This is a genomic window from Bacteroides sp. NGMCC 1.200775 (genome assembly GCF_040798045.1).
Classification (GTDB): Bacteria; Bacteroidota; Bacteroidia; order Bacteroidales; family Bacteroidaceae; genus Bacteroides; species Bacteroides hominis.
Window position 1 is genome coordinate 141505 of record NZ_JASCQK010000006.1, and the last position, 12194, is coordinate 153698.

9 protein-coding genes are annotated in these 12194 nt (G+C 42.5%); 7 read left to right on the forward strand and 2 right to left on the reverse strand.

Translation table 11 applies throughout. The features are described 5' to 3' along the window. Positions 1-102: 102 nt before the first annotated feature. Both QK890_RS16065 and QK890_RS16070 read right to left on the reverse strand, forming a co-directional pair. A complete protein-coding gene (locus tag QK890_RS16065) occupies positions 103-1677 on the reverse strand; it encodes an alkaline phosphatase family protein (RefSeq protein ID WP_367627457.1) in 1575 nt (524 codons plus the stop codon). Next, a complete protein-coding gene (locus QK890_RS16070) occupies positions 1674-2900 on the reverse strand; it encodes a DUF4105 domain-containing protein (protein ID WP_367627458.1) in 1227 nt (408 codons plus the stop codon). Before QK890_RS16070 ends, QK890_RS16065 begins: the two co-directional genes overlap by 4 nt. Before the next feature lie 529 nt (positions 2901-3429). Here QK890_RS16070 and QK890_RS16075 point away from each other — a divergent pair. The 7 genes from QK890_RS16075 to rlmN all read left to right on the forward strand — a co-directional run bounded on the left by QK890_RS16075 (position 3430) and on the right by rlmN (position 12145). Further along, on the forward strand, positions 3430-4161 hold the full coding sequence (locus tag QK890_RS16075) for a type III pantothenate kinase (protein WP_005775814.1): 732 nt from the start codon (positions 3430-3432) through the stop codon (positions 4159-4161). Then, positions 4148-5422, forward strand: coding sequence for a hypothetical protein (locus QK890_RS16080; RefSeq protein WP_005818680.1), 1275 nt, complete (start codon positions 4148-4150; stop codon positions 5420-5422). The genes QK890_RS16075 and QK890_RS16080 overlap by 14 nt, the downstream gene beginning before the upstream one ends. Before the next feature lie 45 nt (positions 5423-5467). Continuing rightward, positions 5468-6793, forward strand: a complete 1326-nt coding sequence (locus tag QK890_RS16085; protein ID WP_234185320.1) for a hypothetical protein — start codon at positions 5468-5470, stop codon at positions 6791-6793. A 4-nt stretch (positions 6794-6797) separates the two neighbouring features. After that, the gene (gene lptC, locus QK890_RS16090; RefSeq protein ID WP_005809955.1) at positions 6798-7415 is read left to right on the forward strand and encodes an LPS export ABC transporter periplasmic protein LptC; all 618 of its coding nucleotides are present in this window, start codon (positions 6798-6800) and stop codon (positions 7413-7415) included. A gap of 2 nt (positions 7416-7417) precedes the next feature. After that, complete coding sequence (locus QK890_RS16095) at positions 7418-8674, forward strand: hemolysin family protein (RefSeq protein ID WP_005809954.1); 1257 nt, start codon at positions 7418-7420, stop codon at positions 8672-8674. Positions 8675-8794: 120 nt separating this feature from the next. Continuing rightward, complete coding sequence (locus QK890_RS16100; protein WP_005775820.1) at positions 8795-10933, forward strand: peptidylprolyl isomerase; 2139 nt, start codon at positions 8795-8797, stop codon at positions 10931-10933. A gap of 177 nt (positions 10934-11110) precedes the next feature. After that, positions 11111-12145: a 23S rRNA (adenine(2503)-C(2))-methyltransferase RlmN gene (gene rlmN, locus QK890_RS16105; RefSeq protein WP_022012997.1), complete on the forward strand. Its 1035-nt coding sequence runs from the start codon at positions 11111-11113 to the stop codon at positions 12143-12145. Positions 12146-12194: the final 49 nt, after the last annotated feature.

Genomic DNA, 12194 nt, shown 5'->3' on the forward strand with positions numbered 1-12194 from the left:
ATTATTTATGTTTATTATTTACTAAATTGATTCAACTGCGCAAAGTTACATTAAAATGCTGATTTATTTGCGCTTTGCACACTGTTTTTTGTGTGGAAAGTGTCACCGGATGTCGGTAATCGGAGTTGCAGTGCATGCGTTCGGAGCCCGTATTCTCAGGATGTGAGCTACGGTAGGAGCTATGTGGTCGACGGTTACGGGCGTGTTGATTACGGCCGGTTTTACGCCACTGCCCAGAAAAATAAGCGGAGACGGAATATGTGCTTTCCGGACCACTTTATGGTCGGATGTATTTTCATTGACGATGGTCCAGCCCGGCAATACGTCGATCAACAGATCGCCCGAGCGTTTACGGTGGAAACCATTCCGTATCATTGAGATGTCCGGTGTCCAGGCCCCCAATAACAGGCGTCTACCCGAATAAACCTCATTTACTCCACTAAACTGGATCAGGAATTCAGCGGCTTTTTCCTGAATATCTGCCAAATCCAGTTGTTTTTCTTCTATCAGTTTATGGTTGAGATAAATTTGCTGGTCGTAGTAGGCTTCCACGTATTGTCCCTGACCGTAAGTAGCCATCAGATACATGTTCAACAGGGCCGCACAACGGTTCAAGTGAAACTCTCCGGTCGGAACCCGGTAGAGTCCCCGGTCTGCCGATTCAGTATCGGTATATCCGGTGGAAGTGATAAAGAAGACAACGTTCTGTAAGCCTACTTTCTTGTCGATGATATCCAGCAAAGAAGCAATGCTGCGGTCGAGGCGAACGTAGGTGTCCTGCATCTCCATAGCGCATTCCTGTACGCTCTTGTGAGCATAATTGCCGGCGTAATAGGTGAGTGAGAGCATGTCGGGAGTATTGTCTTTTCCCATTGTGCTCTTATCCAGAAGCTCCTCGGTCAGCAAGTTAACTTCATCGTTGATAAAGGGGCTTGTAATCAGCCGTTTGTATTTATTGATGCGGTCATCGTCAAATTTATATTTAAAGGCTGCGTCCCTCCATTCGGGTAGGAATGTGTAATTTTGCATGGGGTGGACAGGAGTCCACGTCATATCGGCAATGCGGAAGTCTACGGCATTCCGATCGTTATATTGGCTCACCCACCATGGAAATTCACTATAATAAGTTGTTCCGCACCATTTTCCGGTAGTATTGTTGAGCCAGAATGCGCCATTTCCGGCATGTCCGGCTGCAAGAATGGCAGCGTCACGGAAGGGGGCGATGGCATATACTAATCCCTCGTTGCGGGTAGCTATTTTGAGTTCGTCGGCAATTGTTGAGGTCAGGAGATGTGAAGGAGAAGAACTTTCATTCGTGTAATTACCCATGAATGAAGGATCGTCTACACAACTCACGGTGCGCAGGATCGACATATCCATCCAGCGTTTACCGATGATTCCGTTGACCGAAGGAGTGGTGCCTGTATAAATGGCGGCGATGGCCGATGCGCGGTCTGTGCCACAGAAAGTATATTCGGCATTCCGGAATACGCGTCCTTCTTTCCAAAGCCGCCTGAAGCCTTTGTCGCCATACAAAGTTGAAAAAGCTTCCAGATAGTCCGTACGTAACTGGTCGATTGTAAGTCCCACCACTAATTTCGGAGTAGTGGGGAGTGGCTGGGCTTGCAGCCCGGTAAAAGTAAGTACGGTCAGTATGGAGGTTAATAGTCCTTTCATTTAGCTTTTTTGTATGTCAGTATAAGGTTGCTTGCAGAACGTATCAGCAAACTGAGTGCCAAAGGTAATACTGCTAAGTCGAAATTTTGTGGTATTACAGGGAAAAACGCTATAAAAAGTGTTAAAACTATGCAATTCAGCAGATGATACCTGCTTTTGCGCTGCTTCCGTTCATCGTTTATGAAGAAAGGGAGACAGAGCAGATGTCCCGGGTGAAAGACAAATAACAAATAATTGGCTCCCACCGTAGGATGCTCGGAGAAAAAAGCAAGGAAAGCAATAATGCATCCTGCGATACCTGCTGCGGCGAATACTGCTATATCCAGCCCCCAAAGACTTTTCTTTTTTCGCAGGCCATAGACCGTAGCTATGCCGATGCCGATGAAAAACAGAAGAGATAGGCGGATGGGTGTAAGTGTATCCCAAATATCACTTTCTGCAGGTGCGGATACATCCGGTTCGCAGTCGATAATTTTTTTTGTGGCGGTCACTAATGGTCTGTTTTCGGATGCGTTAACGATGCGCGCTTTGTCAAAAGCATCCATCAGATAGAATGGTGAGAACATCATTTGTCTTTCGCTGATGGGGCGGTCGGCTTGGCTGCCAATGCAGAAGTCGATTCCGAATTGTGCCCAGGGGTGTCCTTTCGTGTATTGGTGAACAATATCCCGATAAGATTTAGTTTCGTTATTTTCGGTATATGTATTGCTGAAGAGTAGTTGGCTGCCACTTTTTTGCAGGCTCTCTTCCACTTTGTCCCGTGGTCGGGTAGCACAATTATCGTAGAAAAAATTATAGCGGTATATCCGGTTTTCCGGGCGGTAATTTTCTTCCAGAAGGGTGATTAACTGTTGTTGTTCTTCGGCTGTCAGATTGAGCGTCTGCTGCCATACACTGCGTCCGAAGTATTCATATTCGACGGCAAAATGGCGGTAATCTTCCACTCCCAACCGGTAGTCGGCATTGCCGAGTGCAAAACGTAGCGTAAAGTTAGGAGTGTTGAAACTGAACAGGCCGTAGTTGTACACCCTATCGATACCCCGTGCCGGTTCTTCGTAGCGGATGGCAGTATGTCCGAATAACGAATAGATTTCTTCCCCCGGAGCGCACGTCAGCAGGCTGATTCGGACAGAATCAGGCGAGGATGGACTCTCTGTTCCCCATGTCAGGATGGTGAAGAAAGAAAAAAATATCAGGAGCAAATGTCGCAACTTTGAGTTCATGTGGCAAAGATACTGCTTTTGTGGGATAAAATACTCGATTAAGTGAATAAATCTGTCACTTTTTCCCGACCGCCGGGCTGTTTGTGTCGGAGCGCCGGGCTACAGATTGCGGAGCGCCGGGCTGCATACATCCGACCGCCGGGCTACGGGGACCGGAGCGCCGGGCTATAAATCTTTTTGTGATAAGTTTACCGGGGATGGCATCGGCAGCGGCGGTATCTTGTTTCTTCTGTTATTGTATTGTTCTGTATTGTATTGTTCTGTATTGTATTGTAGGTTTTTCTGGGTTTTTATACATACGTAAGGCGTTGTTAATCAGTGGTGAAAACTGGATGTTTGGTTTTGGGTTTTCTGCCTTCCTTTTCGTGTGCTTTTTCAGGCGGGTTTTCTGTTTTAAAACGTGTCTCTTCGATAGCTCGTCAAGTCGTCTTTTGGGGGCTTTTCTTTGCCTCCCAATGCTTTTTTATTTCTTATTTCAGTATGCAAATAAATTTTATCCCTTATCTTTGCACCCTCAAACAGAGAGAAAGTGAACTTAATTATCGATATTGGAAATACAGTAGCCAAGGTAGCGCTTTTCGACCAAACTTCTATGGTAGAAGTTGTTTACGATTCTAATCAATCTCTGGATTGTTTAGAGGCAGTTTGCAGCAAATATAATGTTCGAAAAGCAATTGTTGCCACTGTTATAGACTTAAACGAATGTGTGTTGGCTCAGTTGGGTAAGCTCCCTGTACCCATTTTATGGTTGAATTGCAATACGCCGCTTCCGGTAACGAATCTGTATGAAACACCTGAAACTCTCGGCTATGACCGGATGGCTGCTGTTGTAGCGGCCAACGATCAGTTTCCCGGTAAAGACATTCTGGTGATTGATGCGGGTACATGTATCACTTATGAATTTATTGACTCTTTGGGGCAATATCATGGTGGAAATATTTCGCCCGGATTATGGATGCGTCTCAAAGCGCTTCATCAGTTCACCGGGCGTTTGCCTTTGATCAATGCGGAAGGACGCCTGCCGGATATGGGAAAAGATACTGAAACAGCCATTCGTTCCGGAGTGAAAAAAGGGATAGAATACGAAATTGCAGGGTATATTACGGCTATGAAGCATAAATATCCTGAACTTTTGGTTTTTTTAACGGGCGGAGATGATTTTTCTTTTGATACGAAATTAAAAAGTGTCATCTTTGCAGATAGATTTTTAGTGTTGAAAGGATTAAATAGAATATTAAACTATAATAATGGTAGGATATAAACAGACACTTTGTGCGCTTCTGCTCACGATATTATTACCCGGAGTGGCAATCGCTCAAAATAATACAAACTCTCCTTATACACGATATGGCTATGGTCAGTTGGCTGATCAGGCATTTGCAAATAGTAAAGCAATGGGAGGGATTGCTTATGGGTTGCGCAATGGATCACATATTAATCCGTTAAATCCTGCTTCTTACACAGCGATTGATTCGTTGACTTTTCTTTTCGACGGAGGGTTTTCGATGCAAAATACCAACTTCAGTAGTGAAGGAACAAAGCTGAATGCGAAAAATTCAAGTTTTGACTACATCGCCATGCAGTTCCGTTTGCAAAAATGGATAGCCATGAGTATTGGTTTGTTGCCTTATTCGAGTGTCGGCTATAGCATGGCAAAAGCAGATAAAGACGTTGCGTCGGAAGATGCGCAGAATGTGACTACATTTTCCGGAGACGGCGGGTTGCATCAGCTTTATGTAGGTTTTGGAGTGAAAGTGCTTAAAAATTTGTCTGTCGGTGCGAATGTGTCTTACTTTTGGGGTGAAATAACACGTACGGCACGCATTGCTTTCCCGAATAATGAAAATGCTTTTGCTTTTCAAAATGTTGATTATTTGTCCGTTCGCGACTATAAATTGGATTTTGGGGCACAGTATACACAACAGTTTGGCAGAAAACATGCTGTTACTTTAGGAGTTGTGTTCTCACCTAAAAAAGATTTGCATAATGAAGCTTATGTGCAAAGGGCAACACTTACCAATTCCAATAGTAACCAGACAGTTGCTGTGAGCACTATCGATACGGTGGCCACCTATGGGACACCAAACAGTTTTGGAGTGGGACTCACCTACGAATATGACAAACGTCTGATCATTGGTGCAGATTTTAATTTGCAGAAATGGGGAGATGTAACCTATATGAATCAACCTAACGCCTTTTGCGATGCAATGAAAATTTCAGTAGGTGCCGAATATATGCCGAATCGTTTTTCACGCAGTTATCTGGCACATATTAAATATCGTGTTGGCGGATATTATTCGGAACCCTACTATAAGATAGGGGGAGAGAGAGCTTCTCGTGAGTATGGAGTGACAGCCGGTTTGGGGTTACCGCTTCCGGGGTCACGTTCGCTAATCAATGTTTCAGCCCAATACATTAAAGTACACGGACTGAGAGCTGGTATGGTAGATGAAAATACATTGCGGTTGAGTCTTGGAATTACCTTTAATGAAGGCTGGTTCTTCAAACGTAAAGTAAAATAACAGAAAGAATAGACGGTATTATATAACAACTAAAATTTAGATACAATGAAAATTAAAACGCTTGTGGCTGTGTTGTTTCTTTCGGCGGGAGCAACAACTGTGGTAGCACAGGACGACGCTAATTGTAATTCGAACAGTAGTATTTCTCACGAAGCGGTGAAAGCAGGCAACTTTAAAGATGCCTATACTCCGTGGAAAGCTGTTTTGGAGAACTGTCCGACTCTTCGTTTCTATACCTTCACAGACGGTTATAAAATTCTGAAAGGGTTGCTGGGACAGATCAAAGACAGAAATTCTGCTGAATACAAACAGTATTTTGACGAGTTGATGAATACCCATGATCTTCGTATGAAGTATACTCAGGAATTTTTGGGAAAAGGTGTGAAAGTATCATCAGAGGACGAAGCTTTGGGAATCAAGGCTGTTGATTATATTGCCTTTGCTCCTAAAATGGATGTAAACCAAGCTTATAAGTGGCTGAAAAAGTCGGTAGATGCTGTAAAAGGTGAATCTTCGGGAGCTACTATATTCTACTTCCTGCAGATGTCACATGATAAACTGAAAACAGATCCTGCCCACAAAGAACAGTTTATTCAGGATTACCTGAGTGCATCCGAATATGTGGACGCTGCCATAGCTGCTGCTGATAAAGAGAGTACAAAGAAAGCGCTTACTGGTATCAAAGACAATCTGGTAGCTCTGTTCATCAATAGCGGTACAGCCGATTGTGAATCACTGCAAGCAATCTATGCTCCCAAAGTAGAAGCTAATCAGACAGATCTGGCTTATTTAAAGAAAGTTATCGACATTATGAAGATGATGAAATGTACAGATAGTGAAGCCTATCAACAAGCTTCATTCTATGTGTATAAAATAGAGCCTTCAGCTGAAGCTGCTACAGGATGTGCCTACCAAGCTTATAAGAAGGGGGATATTGAAACTTCTGTGAAGTTCTTTGATGAAGCGATTAATCTGGAAACGGATAATGCGAAGAAAGCGGAAAAAGCTTATGCTGCTGCCAGTGTTTTAACTACTGCTAAGAAGTTATCTCAGGCAAGATCATATGCTCAGAAAGCAATCAGTTTCAATGAAAACTACGGTGCTCCTTATATCCTTATTGCTAACCTGTATGCAATGAGTCCGAACTGGAGTGATGAATCAGCATTGAATAAGTGTACTTATTTTGTGGTTATTGATAAGTTGCAGAAAGCTAAATCTGTAGATCCGAGTGTTGCAGAAGAGGCTAACAAAATGATCGGTAGATATTCCGCTTATACTCCGCAGGCTAAAGACTTGTTCATGTTGGGTTACAAAGCTGGTGACCGCATCACTATCGGTGGCTGGATTGGAGAGACTACAACGATCAGATAAATTTATGTTGCGACAACAAAGTAACAGTTTATTAAATAAAAGTTTGAGCATAACAATTGTCTTCGGGGCAATTGTTATGCTTCTTTTATTTTCTTCCTGTGGCGGAAGAAATAAGGCAATGGCCGATGCCATTACCGAACGGGATTCCCTGCCTGTCATGGACACGCGAGGGGTGACGACTCTTATATCCGATTCCGGAGTTACGCGTTATCGGGTCAATACTGAAGAGTGGCTGATTTTTGACAAGAAGAAACCCTCGTATTGGGCCTTTGAGAAAGGAATTTATTTGGAGCAGTTCGACTCCTTGTTTCATGTAGATGCAAGTATAAAGGCAGATACGGCTTATTATTACGACCGTGACCGGCTTTGGAAGCTTATTGGGAATGTAGACATTAAAAGTCTGAAAGGAGATCATGTCAGTACCGAATTATTATACTGGAATGAAGCCACCAAGAAAGTATATACCGACAAATTTGTCCAGATGGAGCAGCCCGATCAGGTGATAACCGGATATGGTTTTGAGTCGGATGACCGATTTCTGAAGCCGGTTGTTCACAATATTGCCGGTATATTTTATGTTGACCAAGATGCCGAAAAGGCAAAAACAGATTCTGTAAATTAGTTATGAGTATCATTATTTACCTGTTGATAACCATGGCATTCTCCGCCTTCTTTTCCGGTATGGAGATTGCTTTTGTTTCGGTAGACAAACTTCGTTTTGAAATGGATCGGAAAGGGGGAGTGTCGTCTCGTATTCTTTCGCTTTTCTTCCGGAACCCGAATGATTTTATTTCTACCATGTTGGTCGGGAATAACATTGCTTTGGTTATCTATGGTATATTGATGGCACAGATTATCGGTGATAATTTGCTGGCCGGGTGGATTACCAATCATTTTGTGATGGTATTGATACAGACCGTTATTTCTACATTGATTATCCTGGTAACAGGAGAGTTCTTGCCAAAAACACTTTTTAAGATCAATCCGAATCTGGTTCTGAACGTATGTGCGCTTCCTCTTTTTATCTGTTATATCATTCTTTATCCGATATCCAAATTCTCGTCGGGAGTTTCTTATCTTTTCCTTCGCCTGTTCGGGATGAAAGTGAATAAGGAGGCTTCGGCAAAAGCTTTTGGAAAAGTAGACCTCGATTATTTTGTCCAGTCGAGTATAGATAATGCCGAAAGCGAAGAGACCCTGGATACAGAAGTGAAAATCTTTCAGAATGCTCTTGATTTTTCGACGGTTAAAATACGAGATTGCATTGTTCCCCGTACGGAAGTAGTAGCCGTTGCATTGGATACCTCGCTTGAGGAACTTAAAAACCGGTTTGTGGAATCCGGAATATCAAAAATAATTGTTTATGACGGAAACATAGACAATGTCGTGGGATACATTCATTCGTCGGAAATGTTCCGTAACCCGAAAGACTGGCGCGACCATGTGAAAGAGGTACCTATTGTGCCCGAAACAATGGCTGCCCATAAGCTGATGAAACTGTTTATGCAGCAAAAGAAGACTATTGCCGTAGTAGTGGATGAGTTCGGAGGAACTTCGGGCATTGTCAGTCTGGAAGATCTTGTTGAAGAAATTTTTGGTGACATAGAGGATGAACATGACAATACTTCCTATATCTGCAAGCAAATCGGAGAGCATGAATATGTGCTCTCGGCCCGTCTTGAAATAGAGAAAGTAAATGAAACTTTCGATTTGGACCTCCCGGAGTCCGATGACTATCTGACAGTGGGAGGATTAATCTTGAATCAGTATCAGAGTTTCCCAAAATTGCACGAATTGGTATCCGTGGGTAAATATCAGTTTAAAATAATTAAGGTTACAGCAACGAAAATCGAACTTGTTCGGCTGAAAGTGATGGAATAATGATCGATAACTGTAATTTTTTAGCTAATAAATAGATGCATATTAGCATTTTTTGTATCTTCGTGCGCTAAAACCAAAGATGAAGAAAATAATAATAACAAATAAATCGTATTAATCAAAATGGCAACATTACAAAACATTAGATCCAAAGGACCCCTGTTGGTGATCGTTATTGGTTTGGCTTTGTTTGCTTTCATTGCGGGCGATGCCTGGAAAGTTCTCCAGCCACACCAGTCGCATGATGTAGGCGAAGTCAACGGAGAAACTCTTTCTGCTCAGGACTACCAGAATATGGTAGAAGAATATACTGAAGTCATCAAGTTCTCCAGCGGAATGAGTTCATTGAACGATGAACAAACCAATCAGGTGAAAGACGAAGTATGGCGTAGCTACGTGAACAATAAACTGATTGAAAAAGAAGCGAAGAAGCTGGGGATTACAGTTTCAAAGGCTGAAATTCAGTCTATCATCAACGAAGGTGTGAATCCGTTGCTGCAACAGACTCCGTTCCGCAATCCGCAAACGGGTGCTTTCGATAAAGATATGTTGAAGAAATTTTTGTCTGACTATTCTAAAATGGACAAAACTAAGATGCCGTCTCAATATGTAGAATACTATGAAGGCATGCATAAACTTTGGTCATTCGTTGAAAAAACTCTGATTCAGAGCCGTCTGGCTGAAAAATATCAGGCATTGGTGACAAAGGCTCTTTTCTCTAACCCGGTTGAAGCACAAGATGCTTTCGATGCAAGAGTGAACCAATCGGATGTACTGTTGGCTGCTGTGCCTTATTCTTCAATTGTTGATTCTACCATTACAGTGAAAGAGTCAGAGCTGAAAGATCTCTATAATAAGAAGAAAGAACAGTTCAAACAATATGTTGAAACACGCAATATCAAATATATCGATGTACAGGTGACTGCCAGTGCGGAAGATAAAGCCGCTATTCAGCAGGAAGTGACTGATTATACAAATCAGTTGGCTACTGCTAATGGTGATTATACTACTTTCATCCGTTCGACAGGATCTGAATATCCTTACGTTGATTTGTATTACACTAAAAGAGCTTTTCCGTCAGATGTAGTTGCACGGATGGATTCAGCTTCAGTGGGACAGGTATATGGTCCTTATTATAATGCCGGTGATAATACCATTAACTCTTTCAAGGTTTTGTCTAAAGTGGCTGCTGCCGATTCTGTACAGTTCCGTCAGATTCAGGTTTATGCTGAAGATGCTGCTAAAACAAAAGTTTTGGCTGATAGTATTTATACAGCAATTAAAGGTGGGGCCGACTTCACCGCTTTGGCTAAAAAGTATGGACAGACAGGTGAATCCAACTGGATTTCTTCTGCTAACTACGAAAATGCACAGATTGATGGTGACAACCTGAAGTTTATCACCACGATCAACAACCTGGGAGTGAACGAACTCTCTAATGTAGCATTGGGACAGGGTAACATCATTTTGCAGGTTACTGACAAGAAAGCTGTGAAAGATAAATATAAAGTTGCCGTAATCAAACGCGCAGTTGACTTCAGCAAAGAAACTTATAATAAGGCATATAATGACTTCAGTCAGTTTATCGCAGCCAATCCGACGGTAGAAAAGATGGCGGCTAATGCTGAAGAAGCAGGTTATAAATTGCTTGAAAGAAATGATTTGTATAGCTCGGAACACGGAATCGGTGGTATCAGAGGAACCAAAGAAGCTCTGAAATGGACATTTGCTGCAAAACCCGGTGAAGTTTCCGGTTTGTATGAATGTGGTGAGAGCGATCGTATGCTGGTTGTCGGCCTGGTTAACGTGATCGAAGAAGGTTATCGTCCTTTGGCTCAGGTTCAGGATCAGTTAAGAGCAGAAATCATTCGTGATAAGAAGGCTGAAAAAATTATGGCTGACATGAAGGCTGCCAATGCAACTTCTTTCGATCAGTATAAATCAATGGCCAATGCAGTGAGCGATTCTGTGAAACACGTAACATTTGCGGCTCCTGCCTATGTAGCTGCTTTGCGTAGTAGCGAACCGCTGGTAGGTGCTTATGCATCGGTAGCCGATATTAATAAACTGAGCGCTCCTATCAAAGGTAATGGCGGTGTATTTGTATTGCAGGTATATGCCAAAGATAAGTTGAATGAAACATTCGATGCCAAGGCAGAGGAGGTTACTCTGGAAAATATGCATGCCCGTCTGGCTGCCCGTTTCATGAACGATCTTTATCTGAAAGGTGATGTAAAAGACAAGCGTTACCTGTTCTTCTAAAAACAAGACTCGTTTTTTTCAGAAAATAGTTTTATAGATAAAAGGTCATTCCTTGTGGAATGGCCTTTTCTTTTTGTTCTCTCTTTCCTTCTTCTTATTAACTTTTGTCCTTTCTCTTTTCAAAAATCAACTTTTATTCCTTACATTTGCATGAATAAATAAATATTTGTAGTAAATATGCCCAAATATCCGCTTTTAGGAATGACTCTTACCGAATTGCAATCTGTTACCAAAGACTTGGGGATGCCGGCTTTTGCGGCCAAACAGATAGCTTCCTGGTTGTACGATAAAAAAGTGACTTCTATTGACGAAATGACTAATTTGTCGTTGAAGCATAGAGAATTGCTGAAAGGCGAGTACGATTTGGGAGTAGTCGCACCCGTGGATGCTATGCGTTCCGTAGATGGTACGGTGAAGTATCTTTATCGCGTGGGAGAGAACCATTTTGTTGAAGCGGTATATATCCCTGATGAAGACCGGGCGACACTGTGTGTGTCTTCCCAGGTGGGGTGTAAAATGAACTGCAAATTTTGCATGACGGGCAAGCAAGGATTTACAGCAAGTCTGACTGCCAATCAGATTTTAAATCAGATCGCGGCATTGCCGGAGCGGGACAAGTTGACCAATGTCGTTATGATGGGGATGGGTGAACCGCTTGACAACTTGGATGAAGTTTTAAAAGCATTGCATATCCTGACAGCTTCGTATGGATACGGTTGGAGTCCAAAACGTATAACTTTGTCGTCGGTGGGGTTACGGAAGGGACTACAGCGTTTTATTGAAGAAAGCGAGTGCCATCTGGCCATCAGCCTGCATTCTCCCTTTCCTTCACAGCGTTCAGAGTTGATGCCTGCCGAAAGAGCCTTCTCGATAAAAGAGATGGTCGATCTGTTAAAAAACTATGATTTTAGTAAACAACGCAGACTTTCGTTTGAATACATTGTTTTTAAAGGCGTCAATGATTCGTTGATTTATGCCAAAGAGCTGGTAAAGTTACTTCGTGGGCTTGATTGCCGGATGAATCTGATTCGTTTTCATGCCATTCCCGGAGTGGATCTTGAAGGTGCCGATATGGAGACTATGATGGCATTTCGTGATTATCTGACGTCGCACGGATTGTTTACTACGATTCGCGCTTCAAGGGGAGAAGATATTTTTGCTGCCTGTGGTATGTTATCGACTGCCAAGCAGGAAGAGAGTGACAAGAATTAATATAAATTATCAGCTTTGTAGACTATATGTATACGGTGATTTCGTAGTT